This window comes from Lysinibacillus capsici, assembly GCF_003367505.1.
Taxonomy (GTDB): Bacteria; Bacillota; Bacilli; order Bacillales_A; family Planococcaceae; genus Lysinibacillus; species Lysinibacillus capsici.
In genome coordinates, this window is the sequence record NZ_PXXX01000018.1 from 1 (window position 1) to 15,457 (window position 15,457).

Consider the following 15,457-nt stretch of genomic DNA (forward strand, 5'->3'; position numbering starts at 1 on the left):
ATTAAAGACTTGTAAAACTCTTCTATCTAAATAGGAAAATTCATTATTTTTTTGAGAGTTATTTGAGAGTTTGTTTATTTATAATAACTTTGTTAATGAATCCTCATTATAAAAAAATATAAAACGAGGCATTATCCTATTCGGAAAGGAGAAAAAGTTATGAAAAAAAGCAAAGATTTATTGATAATGACAATTTGTATGTTATTACTTAGCTTGTTTCCTGTAAGTTCTGTAGGAGCAGAAGCATCACAAATTGAAGAGCCGATAGCGCCGGAAGAATCTCAACCTGAAGAGTTGATAGTTCCGGAAAATGTTTCCTATGCGAGACATGAAAAAGTTGGTGATGATATCTTCCTTGGAGGAAAATACATTGAGATGGGGATTTCAAAAGGTGGTTCGTTTGGAACGGAAAGTGCAGCCCCAATAGATTTCCATCCTACTGGACGTCAAAATTTAGGATTTACAGTGGATTCTGATGGGTTTGATAGTGGGGAAGCAATGAACAGTGGCGATTATTTCTTACCAGGAAGCCCATACGAAGGATTTTATGTTGGTTATAAAGAAAGTGATGATAGCACAAAAGTATTTTTAAATGCAAATGCTTTAGGATCTATGGAGATTCTAATGAGCACTAATGAAGATTTATCGACAGAAGATAATTTAGTAGCAAAAACGAGTGGGGTAACGTCTGATGGTGCATTAAAAATAGAACAAACTGTTTCATTTAAAGCAAATGATAAATTTTTTAAAGCTACAGTTAAAATGACGAATATGACAGATAGAGAACTTTTAGATGTACGTTATATGCGTTCTGTAGATCCTGATATTGATGCGGATAAGAATCTTATATTTGATACTATCAATTCGGTTCCATTTAACTATCCGAATGATGCTAAATCTGTTGTATTATCGAAGGGTCCTATTACTGGAAATGCATTGATTTTGATGTCTACAGATTCAAAATCACGCGCATCCATTAATAGTTCCAATCCATTTGATCCAACTGCATTTAATGATGACGGTAAAGTAGCTGAAACAACTTATGATTCATGGATTGGTTTAACTTTTGCTGTTGGTAACATGAAACCTGGTGAAGCTAAAACAGTTGAGTATTTTTATAGTTTAGATAGCAATATTGAACAGACTTTAGAGGATGTTGAAAATAATTCAACACCAACTGTAAGCAATAATGCAACATTAAGAGACTTAACAGTTAATGCTTCAACTGTAGCAGAGTTTGAATCTGAAAGGGAAATATACAACGTAGAATTACCAGCAGGTACTACTACGGTTCCAGGTGTAATGGCAACTGTTGCAGATAAGGATAAAGCGAATGCTGTTGTGACAAATGCAACAAGTTTACCAGGCACAACAACAATTGTTGTCACAGCAGAAGATGGGTTTACAACAAAAACATATAGAATTAATTTTACGGTTAAAAATTTAACACCAACTTTAAGCAATAATGCAACATTAAGTAATCTAACTGTTAACGCCTCAACTGTAGCAGAGTTCGAATCTCAAAAAGAAATATACAATGTCGAATTACCGTCATACACTACTATGGTTCCTAAGGTAATTCCGACTGTCGCAGATAAGGATAAAGCGAGTGCAGTCGTGACGAATGCAACAAGTTTACCAGGTACAACAACAATTGTTGTCACAGCAGAAGATGGATTTACAACAAAAACATATAAAATTAATTTTACGGTTCAAAAATCAAGTAGCAATGGTGATACATGGACACCAAATTCTATCCCTGCAACAACTAATCCAAGCTCGACAACAACGAAAATCCAAGTAGCATTAGAAATTGATGGTAACCATCCACTTGAAAAAACAACAGTGGAAATTGAACGCACTAAACATGCCAATGGTGAAATGATAGACTTTGTCAACTTCACACCAACGCAAGCATTAGAAACTGTAGAAAAAGCAAAACAAATTGGCAATAACATTGCACGTATCGTCATTCCTGATGTGAATGATGAAGTGGATAAAGTAACAGTAGAAATACCAAAGCAATCTCTACAAACATTACGTGACAATGGTTTATCACTAGAAATTTCAACAGTAAATGGTCATATTGCAATTCCACAAAGCTCAATGGAAGGCCTTGACGATAACTTCTACTTCCGTTTAGTACCAGTAAAGAAAGAAAGCGAGCGTCAAGCGATTGAAGAACGCGCTAAAGTAGAAAAAGTTGTCCGAGAGACACTACAAAGTAACGATTGGGGTGTGGTAGCTCGTCCAATGACAATAGAAACGAATATGCCAAGTCGTCCAGTACAAGTAACACTACCACTAAGAGATGTAAAGGTACCAACAGAAGCAGTAGCACGTCAAAGATTCTTAGAGCAACTAGCCGTCTTTATTGAACACTCAGATGGTGAGAAAAAAGTGGTCTTTCCTGAAGTCGTCACAATGGCAAAGGGTGAGCTTTGTCTACGCTTCACTGTAGATAAGTTCAGTACGTTTACCATTATTCAATTTGAAAAGCCAGAGGTAAGCGAGCATGAAGCTTATATTAAAGGATTCCCAAACGGCACATTTGGTCCTGATAAGAATGTTACACGTGCACAAGTAGCGATCATGATGGCTCGTATTTTAGGCTATACAGAAGGACAAGCATTAAAGAAAGCACCGTTTAAAGATGTAGCCAAAAACCATAGTGCTGCAGGAGCAATTGCCTTTGTAAAAGAACAGGGCATTATGAATGGTGATAACAATGGTAACTTCCATACAAATGCCAACATCACACGTGCTGAAATGGCGGCAGTCGTAGCCAACTATAAACAGCTTTATGTTGAAGAAGGTGTGGCAATTACGTTCAAGGATACTGAAGGCCATTGGGCACAGTGGATTATTGAAGCAAACCGTACTGCAGGCCTCATCAATGGCCTTGAGAATGGAAGCTTTGCACCAAATGTTGCTTTAACACGTGCACAAGTAGTCGTAATGATGAACCGCATGTTTGAACGTGGTCCATTAAACGGTGTGACAAAACCAAGCTTCCCAGATGTCAAAGCAACACATTGGGCATTCAAGGAAATTGAAGAAGCCGCAAACTCTCACTCTTATATAAAAGATACAGTTGGAAAAGAACAGCTTTCAGAATAGAAAAAGCCAAATACAAGAGGCTGAGACAAAAAAGAAAAATGTTAGATCGCTTGTATTGGTAGTGACCCCTTAAAGTTAGAGTTTTATTTATGCAGCTAATTGGCTGGCATAAGTTCGGTATTTTACTGAACTCATGCCGGCCAATTTTTGTTTAATTCGATCATTATTATAGTAATCGATATACTTTTCTATTTTCTTCTTAAACGCTTCGTAGGAGATCAATTCTTCTCTGTAATACATTTAGCCAAAGAAGTTCTCCATGGCCGCATTGTCTGCACACGTTGCTTTACAGACATGCTTAGGAAAATCTTATTTTGCTTGAATGTTATCACCAATGATGTTGATAGTGCCACCCCTGGCTTGAATGAATTGCTGCACAAAATCATTTCATTTAGTTTATTTAATGTATCTAACAACACTTATTTTTATTGTACTAACATTCCCCTCCAACTCAACAAGAGTCGCCTAATTGAAGTAATTTGCACCTCAAAAAATTCTTCTTGTTATACAGCCAATTATAATTTTAGATGTTCTGTTTGTGTTAGACATGAAAAATACCCCTCTAGATAAAATATCTAAAGAGGTATTTCATTGCCATTATATAGATCGCAACTTTATTTCAAAGCCACAACAAATTAATTTAAAATATTAATTACAGACCGCATTTCAACTGTGCGCCACAGTTTGTACATGTATTACAGCCGCCCATTTCTTCGACTGTGCCTTTACGGCATACTGGGCATGTATTCCCAACGTCTGAGCCAATAACAGTTGTTGACTCTAACGCTTGAATCGTATCTACTAATACGACTGGACGTTTTGTATGTTCTTCAACCAATTCCTCTTCAAATGAAAGTTGATCCATATCATTTTCTTCTGCTTTTAGTGTAAGTACTTGTGAATCACGGCTACCGTCAACATAGACCGTACCACCTTTAGCGCCACCTTTATATAGTCGCTCGTACACTTTTTCAACTTGCTGTACTGTATAGCCTTTTGGTGCGTTTACAGTTTTAGAAATAGATGAATCGATCCATTTTTGAATAATACATTGCACATCCGCATGCGCTTCTGGTTTTAGCTCCATTGCTGTAACGAACCATTCTGGAAGCTCTTGCTCATTTACTTCTGGATGACGGTTCAAATATTCTTGGACAATTTCAGCTTTTACTTCAATGAATTTACCTAGACGACCAGAACGATAGTACGTGAAGGAGAAGTATGGCTCAAGACCTGTTGCTACCCCTACCATTGTTCCTGTTGACCCTGTTGGTGCAACCGTTAATAAATGTGAGTTACGGATACCAGTCGCTAAAATTTGCTCTTTGATATGAGCAGGCATTTTTTGCATAAAGCCTGTCTCTGTAAAGGCTTTACGTAAACGAGCTGTTTCTTCGTCTGTAGCACCTACTAAGAATGGGAAGCTACCACGCTCTTTCGCAAGCTCTGTAGACGCCTCATACGCAGTTTCAGCGATTGTTTTAAAGATTTCATCGACTAACGCATTACCTGCTTCTGAACCGTATTCTTTTTCACAGTAAATCAGCAAATCGGCTAAGCCCATAACGCCTAATCCGACACGACGTTCACCAAGAGCTTGTACACGGTTTTCTTCTAAGAAGTAAGGTGTCGCATCAATCACATTATCCTGCATACGAACACCAACACGAACTGTTTCACGTAGTGCTTCGTAATCAACTGATTGATTTTCTTTATTCGCAAACTGTGCTAAATTCACAGCAGCTAAGTTACACACAGAATATGGTGCAAGTGGTTGCTCGCCACATGGGTTCGTCGCTACAACACTTTGACCGTATGCCTTTGCATTTGTCATGTCATTGGCGTTGTCAATGAAGAAAATACCTGGCTCTGCTGAGTATGTTGCACATACATTAATTAAATTCCATAACTCTTTTGCTTTAATTGTACGGTATGTGCGGACTTTATAGCCCATTTTCTCCCATTCACGAACATCACCAACTTCATGCCATTTCGTGTTGTAAACGCTCATTTCTTCCTTTGTATATTCTTCAACAGCTGGGAAACGAAGCTCGAAGTCAGCATCTTTTTCAACTGCTTCCATAAATTCTTTTGTTAATGTCACAGAAATGTTGGCACCTGTTAAAAACTCTGGGTTATGAACAGTGTACGTGCCACCATCACGTAATTTATTTTCAGCCTCACGAATGATCGCTGTATCAAATCCACCTAAGCCTTCAATGTTTTTATAATTCACGATGCCTTGATACATCGCTTCTTCTTGCATAGAAAGTGGCTTGAAGTTTAATTTTTCTTTGGCTAGACGGATGATTGTTTCATCCGTTGTATTTTCGATCAGGTAACGCAGAATACGTGGATTTTGCATTTTGGAAATAATAAACTCCACAATATCTGGATGCCAATCTGCTAGCATAATCATTTGTGCGCCACGACGTGATCCACCTTGCTCCACTAGATGTGTCAATTTAGCAATGTCATCTAACCAGGAAACAGAACCAGATGATTTACCGTTTACACCACGAGCTAATGTGTTGCGTGGACGTAATGTTGAACCATTTGTTCCTACACCGCCACCACGGCTCATAATCTCCATTACTTGCTTACGGTGATCACTGATACCTTCACGAGAGTCAGCGACAAATGGCATCACGTAACAGTTAAAGAAAGTTACATCTGTTTCAGAACCAGCTCCATAAATCACTCGTCCAGCTGGAATGAATTTCAAGGATACTAATTGCTCATAAAATTTTTCAAACCATTCTTGACGTTTTTCTGGTGTTTTTTCAACAGCGGCAAGGCCCGTTGCATTTCGTTTTGCAATTTGTTCATAAAATATCTCAAGAGGCTTTTCTAACACGTCAATTGAACGCGTAATCACACCCGTTTCTTGCTCTTGCGGATCGTCTAATGCGCTACGATAATCCTCTTCAATCAAAATCTCTGCTGTTTTTGTAGACATATCCAATTTTTGAATTGTCCCTAAACCACGTGCAGGAAATTTCGGATCAGCTTTTACCGTTAATACAACAAAGTCGCCGGCTTTCAATGTTTTCTTTTCTGTGTCTTTAAACGAATAGCGATCGATCATGACAAGTCTTGATACACCTTTGTGTGTAATATGCATATCAGATGTTACGGGGTGTACCTGCGGGAATTGTTCAATATCTTTGTTTAACTGTTCAAATTGATTGTTTACTTCGGGTTGATGATTTGTGAGTACCATCGTTTAGCCTCCCTTGTTTTCTTCATTACAAAATAAATACACAATATCTTGTGTCGTTAAACACTACATATTGTGTATATGTCTTTAAAAAAGATACTATATATAGTTTTTTAATTCAACTCTTGCTTTTTTTAATAGATTCAGAACTACTTGTTATGACTAGGATTGAACGTTAAAAAATATTTTTTTCATACCATTTTTTACTTTTTAAAGTTCCACTCATCTGAAGCATATTTTTTTTCTTCTAAAGCTTGGACATATTCTAATTGCTCCTCAGAAAGTGTAAATGGTTTTAATTCAATTTGCAACGATTTTGCAAAGCCATCTCTAAAAGCTGTCACACATTGTTCAACTGTCACTGGCTCTTTTACAAGACTGTTGATGGCAACAGCCTTTTCTGGTAGCTTTCTACGCATACGATTCTTCGCTTCTTCACTGGAGAAATTAAATACGGATAATAATTTCTCTTGATCCAAATCTAATAAAATGGCGCCGTGCTGTAAAATGACACCCTTTTGACGTGTTTGAGCACTTCCAGCTATTTTTTTCCCTTCTACGACAAGTTCATACCAACTTGGTGCATCAAAGCAAACAGCACTTTTTGGACTCTTCAGGTCCGCTCTTTTCTCCTCTGTATCAGGTACACTAAAATAGGCATCCATACCTAGGTTATGGAAACCTTGCAAAATTCCCTCACTTAACACACGATATGCCTCTGTCACAGATTCTGGCATATTCGGATAGCTTTCCGTCACAATGACACTATAAGTTAGCTCATGTTCATGTAGGACAGCTCGTCCACCAGTTGGTCGACGTACAAAACCTAAGCCTTGTTCACGCACAGCATCTAAATTAATATCTCTTTTAGCTTGTTGAAAATAACCAATGGATAATGTCGCAGGCTCCCACTCGTAGAAACGAATTACTGGTGGAATTAACCCCTCACTATGCCAATCAAGTAAGGCTTCATCTAGTGCCATATTAAAAGAAGGACTACATTTCCCTGAATTTAAAAAATACCAAGTTGTCATATGCTCATCTCCTACAAATATAAAATGATCCATCAGGCCCCACCTGTGGGTCAACTTTAACGAATATTATACTACAGTTCAAATTGCGAACGATTGCTTGTGTAACGAAAAAAGTGATTTCGCTACAACCTAGTTAATTTTATCAAACTCATTGGACTATCGCTAGCGCATCTTTTATAATAATAGAGAAGATAGAAAGGGGTAAGAAAATCTTGGACATACTTATCACAATCGGTGTCGTTTTAGTAGTCACAATTGCATATATCGGAATTAATGCACTACGACTCAAAAAAGCCGTAACCAACCTAACACAAGAGCAATTCATAGAAGGCTATCGTAAAGCCCAGCTGATCGATGTTCGTGAGCAAAAAGAATTTGATGCTGGTCACATTCTTGGTGCACGAAATGTGCCTTCGACAACACTACGTCAACGTTATAAAGAAATCCGCCCAGATTTACCAGTATATCTATACTGTCAAAATACAGGCCGTAGCTCACGTGCTGCACTATTTCTTAAAAAACGTGGGTACAACCAAATTTACCAACTTCAAGGTGGTTTCAAAACTTGGACAGGTAAAATAAAAGCAAAAAAATATTAATGCTCTCATCAAAAAAAGTCGTCTCAAAGTACTATGAGACGACTTTTTTTTAAAAAAATTCAGAGTTTCTACTATATTATATCTATTTCAAATGATGCTGTACAAGCTTCATGTCATTAAAATAAAAAAGTAAAGCAACAAAACGCATTATAGTCCCCTTTTTTGATACAAAATCTACTTTGAACGAGTTCGCTACTTGAGTCGGGTCCTCATAAAAATGAGCGCTTTGATGTCTTTTTGGAGCGGTTTTCACTTATGTTTGAGCACTTCGAAAGCTACGTTGAGCAATCTTCCAATAAACCACCTCATATTTAAAAACTCCTTCACGAAACACTTTGTATGACCAAAAATACTATTTTTCGTTAGAGATATGCCAGTTACGAACCCTATTCTTCTATTTTTCTGAAAATAGTTAAAATTTATTGTTGAATAATTTTAGAAGCACTGTTAGGATGTATAATATCTTACAATAATAATTGATTATCAAGTTAATAAGCTATGAATGCTATGGATCAAACTATAGCAGGAGCAGTTCTGGAGAGAGCGCACATTGCGTCGCCGAAGGGTTCACTATCTCAGGCAAAAGGACAGAGGAGTAATACAGCTTTTATAAGCGATGCTACACTATTTCATGTAGACATCTGCGAATAAATGGTATTTGTTATTCTGACGTTTTTCCGAGACTAGTGTCACAACTAGTCTCTTTTTATTTTTCCAGTCATAGTTTTTTATGCATCTTTGAGGGGGATTAACGTGGAACAGCAACAATTAAAACGAGATTTAAAAAATCGCCATGTACAGCTTATTGCCATTGGTGGAACAATTGGGACTGGTTTATTTTTAGGCTCTGGAAAAGCTATTGCCTTAGCAGGGCCTTCGATCATCCTAGCCTACTTAATTGTAGGGACAGCGCTATTTTTTGTGATGCGTGCCTTAGGTGAATTGTTACTATCCAATGCAGGCTACACTTCATTTACGGATTTTGCATCCGAATACATAGGGCCTTGGGCAGGTTATATCACAGGTTGGACATACTGGTTCTGTTGGATTATGACGGCGATGGCAGACATTATTGCGGTGGGGGTTTATACACAATATTGGTTTGATATCCCACAATGGGTGCCAGCCATTGGTTGCCTCGTATTGTTATTACTACTAAATCTATTAACTGTTAAGCTTTTTGGTGAGCTAGAATTTTGGTTCGCTATTATTAAAGTTATTACAATTGTAGCACTTATTATTATTGGTCTTATTATGCTAGTAACTGGCTTCCAAACTAGCTCAGGAGCAGTATCAGTTGAAAATCTATGGGCACATGGAGGCATGTTCCCAAATGGTATATACGGCTTTTTAATGGCCTTCCAAATGGTTGTCTTTGCATTTGTTGGTGTGGAATTAGTGGGGGTTTCAGCAGCTGAAACAGCAGATCCTCAAAAAAATATTCCTTCTGCCATTAATAAAATTCCATTTCGCATTTTACTTTTCTATGTAGGGGCATTATTTGTCATTTTATGTATTAACCCATGGTATGAGATGTCTGCTTCAAGCAGCCCCTTTGTCCAAGTGTTTACATTAGCAGGTATACCGATTGCTGCTGGTATTATAAATTTTGTTGTGCTTACTTCAGCGGCTTCAGCAGGTAACAGTGGGTTATTCTCCACAAGTCGGATGCTCTATAATCTTGGTAACAATAAACAGGCATCTCCAGCATTCGCCAAACTCAACAAAAACAGTGTACCAAGTAATGCACTCGTTATTTCTACTATTGTTGTATCAGCTGGTGCTCTGTTAAGTAAGTTGATGCCAGAGAACGCCTTTAGTGTTGTGACGACGATTAGTGCAATTTGTTTTATATGGGTGTGGAGCATTATCATCATTTCGCACATTATCTACAAACGAAAAAAACGTGCTTTACATGAAGCTTCAATCTTCAAAGCACCACTGACACCTTTTATCAACTACGTCGTGCTTGCGTTTTTCGCCTTTTTATTAATGGTGATGTTTATTTCTGAGGCTACGCGTACGGCACTGCTGTTAACACCAATTTGGTTTATCGTTTTATTTATTATTTATAAAATGAAAAAAAGATGACTTCAGACTAAGCGCTGAAATCATCTTCCACTTATTAAAAAATAGTCATATCCCATTCTGTTGCTAGCTGTTTCAGCAACTGTACACCTGCCACACTGTTTCCTATTGGATCAATCGCTGGTCCGTAAATTCCGATACCACAGCCAGTAGGAAACGGCGAGTGTAGGCCTGCATGTCCTGGAACAGCCGCAAGAATCGCACCTGATACACCACTTTTGGCAGGGAGACCAATAAATGCCGCAAACTTCCCTGAGGCATTGTACATACCACACGTTACCATCAAAGCCTTCGCTAATTTTGCCACTTGTTTTGGGAATAGCTGTTTCTTTAACAGTGGGTGATAGCCATCATTCGCAATAACTAGGCCAATCATGGCTAAATCTGATACATTGACTTCAATTGCACATTGCTTCAAATAAACCTCAAGTGCCGCCTCTACTGGACAATCTAAAAACCCTGAATCCATTAAGTAATAGGCCAATGCTCGATTACGATTAGCCGTTTGCCACTCTGACTGGAATACTTCTTCATTGATACTCAATTGCTTGCCTATGATTTGTTCTAAAAATTGTAGAATCTTTGTGACCTTCTCTTGTGGAGAATGACCAGCCAACATGGAGGATACCGTAATAGCCCCAGCATTAATCATCGGGTTAAAGGGTTTACCTGGCTGATGACTTTCTAAGCGAATAATTGAGTTAAAGGTATCTCCTGTTGGCTCAACATCTACTCTTTCTAAAACATATGGTAAGCCTCGATCCATACAGGCTAAAATAAAGGTAATAACCTTGGAAACGCTTTGAAGGGTAAATAGTTCTTCGGTATCTCCCGCTTTGATTTCGTGGCCTTCAGTCCCCACAATCGCCACAGCTAATTGATTAGGATCTTTTTTGGCTAAAGCAGGGATATAATTAGCACATTGCCCTTCTTTAGTAGCTGCACGATACTGTGATACCCACTGTGCTAGAAGATGATGCTGATGATTGGGTTGTGTTGACATGTCGCGTTCTCCTTTCAAAATGAGGCAAAAACAGAGCCTTCATAGTTCTCCTATGAAGACTCTATCCTGTTAGCGCTTAGGTGGCTGTGTTCCCTCTGGAATTAAAGATTGATATGTTTCACCATCTAGACGTTCTTGCCATTCCTTTTTCGCTTTTTCAATGTATAGAGGATTATCCAGCAACGCTAAGGCTGTACAAGCCATAATTTTAGCAGCCTGTAGCATTCCTTTATGCGCTATTGGGGTCACTCCCTGAGACACTACCTGCCATGTATGTAATGGTGTCCCTAATGCCATGCATACAGTTGTACACTGTACGGTTGGTACGTTCCAGCTAACATCTCCAACATCTGTAGAGCCACCCATAATAAATTCAGGTAGCATGCCTGGAACATGATCAGCAATCACTTTTCCTTGTAATAGCTTGGCATCTTCTTTACGCAAGCCCACTAATGAAGCTGCTTGTACTTCTGGTGTAAACGTATTGAAAATAGCCTGCGCATACTGTTCATCCTTTATTGTATAGTCTGGCATACCAATTTCAAGTATTTGTTGATACATCACATCATAAAGTGTTTTATTTGTAATAAGATTCGAAGCAGCACCTTCAAACTCGATGTCCACTGACGTCCCTGTCATCATTGTGGCACCCTTTGCAATGTTCTCAACGCGTTGATAAATTTCCTGTACTTGCTGCTTTTTAGGTGCCCTAACTAGATACGTTACCTCTGCATATGGTTGAACTACATTTGGCGAAGTTCCGCCAGAATTAGTAATGGCATAATGCACACGTGCTTCTGGAATGATGTGTTCTCGTAAGTAGTTTACCCCAACATTCATAAGCTCAACAGCATCTAAAGCACTTCGTCCAAGATGTGGTGCAGCTGCGGCATGAGCACTTTTGCCCGTAAACTTAAACGTTGCGGCATAGTTTGCTAGAGAACTACACGTCATCACAGTCGAAAACGTACCTGGATGCCAAGAGATCGCGATATCAACATCATCAAAAAGGCCAGCCTTTGCCATATAAGCTTTACCAGATCCATTCTCCTCTGCAGGGCAACCGTAAAAACGGATTGTTGCTGACTGATGATTTTGCTCTAAATAATCCTTTACAGCAACAGCAGCTGCGAATGCGCCAGTACCTAATAAGTTATGACCACAGCCATGTCCGCTTCCACCATCCACAAGAGGCTCATGTTGTGTCGCCCCACCTTTTTGACTCAAGCCTGGAAGCGCATCATATTCACCTAAAAAGGCAATTACAGGCTTGCCAGAACCATAAGTTCCAACAAGCGCTGTTTCAAGACCCGCAACACCGACTTGTGTTTGAAAACCCTCTTTTTCTAGTGCCTGTTTCATATATTCCATCGATTTCTTTTCTTGAAAATGAAGCTCGGGTACAGCCCAAATTGCATCGCTTAATGCTACTGTAGCTTGCTGTTTTGCTTCAATTAACATTGAAATTTTCTCATGATAACTCATATTTGTCCCTCCAATTTCATTATGCTTTTAACAATGTTCCTTTTTGGTCGTTTAGTGTGACAAGCGACACAATACAGATAAGCGCAAAGCCAATTAACATCCAAAAGGCTGCATCAAAGGAGCCATTAAAGGCATCCACCATAAATCCAATTGCCATCGGTGTAACAAACCCTGCTAATTGTCCCCCTGTATTGGCAATCCCCATTGCAGAACCTGTGATAGAAGAAGGTAATTTCTTGAGTACAATAACAGGTAGTAATGTAATGACAAACGCAATAAATATCGAAACGACTGTTTGGTAACCAATAAATAACGTCACTGTTTTGGCAGTAAACATTAAATACAATAAAAGACCAATGACTGCGCAGGAGATGGAGCCTAACACTTTCTCCATACCTTTTGGTAGCTTATCAATGATATAGCCACTACCATATACACCAATTATCGTTGTAATCGCAGGTATTGTTTGCGCCCAACCAATGGACATTAAATCCAAGCCTCGATTTTTTTGAAGATATGTTGGAATCCAAGAAACTAATCCCCAGTTCACTGCATAAATACAAAAATAAGCAATGATTAAATTCCACATTAGGGGTGTTTTCAGTAACTCTTTAAAATTCACTTTGTTCGTAGTATTTTCTGTTCCAGCTGTAGCTGCCTCATCTTGCGGGAGTTGAATGTATTTCCAATATATAAAGGCAATTATTGCCCCTATTGCCCCAATGATGATAAACATCATGCGCCAGCCAATCGTTCCTAATAAATAAGCAGCTAGCAAAGGGACGATGAGTGAAACAATGCCACCAGAAGTAAGCATGATGGACATCGCTCTACCTCTTTCCTCTTTTGGGAAAATCGTAGCAATAATTTTAGAGCTTGATGGCTGAAAACCACCCTCACCAATGCCAAATAAAAAACGAATCACAATCATCGCTGTTAAAGACCAAGCAATGGCTGTTAGACCAGTAAAAATAGACCACGTGATAACAGCCATCAATAAAACTCGTTTTGCGCCAAACTTATCGGCAAGCCAGCCACCCGGTATTTGCATAATGGCATAGCCTAAAAAGAAAGCGCTTAAAATAATACCAGTTGAAGATGCATCCAGTTGCAAATCCCCTGTAATCGAAACTACTGCATAGTTCATAATATAGCGATCTAAATTCCCTAAAGACCAGCCTAAAAATAAAAGTGCAAGGATGACATTTCTAGATTTCTTCGTTATTTCATTTGTTGTCATTCATATCCCTCCCATATATAGAAATCCTCTCTTTATTGCCACGACTATTCTTGAATATGCTTGCCCCCTTGTCCGTAAATCCCCTTTTATATACCGACATTTTCGTTATATATTCGTATAATAATCAAAGTTCAATAAAAAGACAATATTTTTTTGAAAATTTTTAATAGATAATCGTCATCGTAAATCCATATTATTTACCTAAATAACCGCTAAATTCATTAATTTATCAGTATTTAAGACTTCAAAAAGCATAAAAAAATGTCCCACACCATATATTGGTTTGGGACATTTTTGTTTTTAGACAAGTTGATACATTTTAATAGGTCTGCCTCGAGTATGCTGTAATTCTTCCCCACAAATTCTCGCTAAATCTACATTACATAAATCTGCTACGATTCGTTGGGCATTTCTCTCGCTCATTTGCAGTTGTGACGCCAAATCCTTTGTCGTAAAATGCTTCCAATGCATTTTTTGTACAAGTGCATGGATTTTCATATAGGTTTTAATACTAATATTCCCTTTTTTTAGTTTTTCCAAAATATAAGGGTCCTCTGCTCGGTAGGAATAGGATAGCTCTTCTACATTCCCTACCGATTCAATAATGGTGCCATCATCCTGTATCATCACGATGTCAATAGCCTCGTTTTCCTTCGTCTGTCTTAGTCCTCGGTGAGCATGTAACTCAGCATTGAACACTGTTTGAGCAAAGCCAATGCCTGCTGTCACCTTCGTCTCCATTTCAATCGACAACTGATACATTTTTTCCTGTAAAAATCGTATTTGCCCTTCAATCGCACCTCTTGTACTAAAGATCGTATATTTACCATTCCCCTCTTCAATAAGAGAGCCATCAATCTGTTCACAGAGCTGTAGTAGATTTTCCTTCGTACGCAATTCTAAATATTGAATACGATAGCCTTGCTTCATGCGCTCTTTTAATGAATCAAAGTCCTTAATTTCAAGCATGACTGCACCAATTTGTGTCTCTTTATAGTAGGACGTTTTGATCTTCTCTGTAAAAAGCTGAACTGTATGATAAATTTCTGTTTTTGTCGGGGAAACCCAATAAGATGGAACGCCTCGTTTCTTCAGCTCTTCATCAACAGAGGGATAACAAGTAATCGCAAAATCAATTTTGCTCGCCTGCCAAAGACTATAATGGAAATCAAATAGCTCTTGTGGATCAATAGCGACATCAAATTCCTTTAAATACATATGATGGACATTATGCTGAATCTCTGCAAGACTTTCTGAAGCCATTTGAGAAGGCGAAGGAATAATATCGATACTAACATTTTCTATAAACTTTTTTTGCTGATAGGATTGCTCTAAAAAACCCCGATAAATAGCCGCTTCGGAAAAAATAATATGGGTCAATTTATCTTTGGATACATTCGTTTGACTGGCAAGCTTATAAGGGATGTAACCAGAAAACAACCAGAAATCGACAGCCTGATTATGTGTCTCCACAAGATGCTTTGTTTCCGTCGCCACTTCATATATATACGGAATAAATTCCATATCCTGTTCGATTTCTCGTGCTAAGGCAATAATTCTTTCAACGGATTGAATGGGACCAACAACACCTATTTTATACATCTTTTGTTCCTACCTTCTTTGTGAAACTACAATCTTTATGTAAAAAATTTATTCCTTTGTTGTACA

General features: G+C 38.3%; 10 protein-coding genes and 1 riboswitch. Of the genes, 3 read left to right on the top strand and 7 right to left on the bottom strand.

The window, feature by feature from the left end:
* Window positions 1–159: 159 nt before the first annotated feature.
* Window positions 160–3,120 (top strand): S-layer homology domain-containing protein, encoded by a 2,961-nt coding sequence (locus C7B89_RS15605; protein WP_115674074.1) that lies wholly within the window; start codon window positions 160–162, stop codon window positions 3,118–3,120.
* An 87-nt stretch (window positions 3,121–3,207) separates the two neighbouring features.
* Here the strand turns inward: C7B89_RS15605 and C7B89_RS15610 are convergent, their stop codons facing one another.
* The 3 genes from C7B89_RS15610 to C7B89_RS15620 form a co-directional block, all read right to left on the bottom strand.
* Window positions 3,208–3,360, bottom strand: coding sequence for an IS3 family transposase (locus tag C7B89_RS15610; protein WP_081010949.1), 153 nt, complete (start codon window positions 3,358–3,360; stop codon window positions 3,208–3,210).
* Window positions 3,361–3,772: 412 nt separating this feature from the next.
* A complete protein-coding gene (locus C7B89_RS15615; protein WP_048392276.1) occupies window positions 3,773–6,343 on the bottom strand; it encodes a vitamin B12-dependent ribonucleotide reductase in 2,571 nt (856 codons plus the stop codon).
* 200 nt (window positions 6,344–6,543) lie between these two features.
* The gene (locus tag C7B89_RS15620; protein WP_048392686.1) at window positions 6,544–7,374 is read right to left on the bottom strand and encodes a lipoate--protein ligase family protein; all 831 of its coding nucleotides are present in this window, start codon (window positions 7,372–7,374) and stop codon (window positions 6,544–6,546) included.
* Between the two features lie 212 nt (window positions 7,375–7,586).
* On the opposite strand from C7B89_RS15620, the gene C7B89_RS15625 reads away from it, so the two are divergent.
* Both C7B89_RS15625 and C7B89_RS15630 read left to right on the top strand, forming a co-directional pair.
* Window positions 7,587–7,973, top strand: a complete 387-nt coding sequence (locus C7B89_RS15625; protein WP_004231073.1) for a rhodanese-like domain-containing protein — start codon at window positions 7,587–7,589, stop codon at window positions 7,971–7,973.
* A 524-nt stretch (window positions 7,974–8,497) separates the two neighbouring features.
* Window positions 8,498–8,574, top strand: a riboswitch (glycine riboswitch).
* A gap of 152 nt (window positions 8,575–8,726) precedes the next feature.
* Entirely contained in the window at window positions 8,727–10,064 is a 1,338-nt protein-coding gene (locus tag C7B89_RS15630; RefSeq protein WP_066036347.1) for an amino acid permease, read from the top strand.
* A gap of 34 nt (window positions 10,065–10,098) precedes the next feature.
* On the opposite strand, the gene C7B89_RS15635 is transcribed toward C7B89_RS15630, so the two are convergent.
* The 4 genes from C7B89_RS15635 to C7B89_RS15650 all read right to left on the bottom strand — a co-directional run bounded on the left by C7B89_RS15635 (window position 10,099) and on the right by C7B89_RS15650 (window position 15,391).
* Complete coding sequence (locus tag C7B89_RS15635) at window positions 10,099–11,064, bottom strand: glutaminase (RefSeq protein ID WP_048392274.1); 966 nt, start codon at window positions 11,062–11,064, stop codon at window positions 10,099–10,101.
* A gap of 69 nt (window positions 11,065–11,133) precedes the next feature.
* Entirely contained in the window at window positions 11,134–12,549 is a 1,416-nt protein-coding gene (locus C7B89_RS15640) for a M20 family metallopeptidase (RefSeq protein WP_115674075.1), read from the bottom strand.
* Window positions 12,550–12,568: 19 nt separating this feature from the next.
* Window positions 12,569–13,789 (bottom strand): MFS transporter, encoded by a 1,221-nt coding sequence (locus C7B89_RS15645; protein ID WP_115674076.1) that lies wholly within the window; start codon window positions 13,787–13,789, stop codon window positions 12,569–12,571.
* Window positions 13,790–14,089: 300 nt separating this feature from the next.
* Window positions 14,090–15,391: a hypothetical protein gene (locus tag C7B89_RS15650; RefSeq protein ID WP_048392271.1), complete on the bottom strand. Its 1,302-nt coding sequence runs from the start codon at window positions 15,389–15,391 to the stop codon at window positions 14,090–14,092.
* Window positions 15,392–15,457 lie beyond the last annotated feature (66 nt).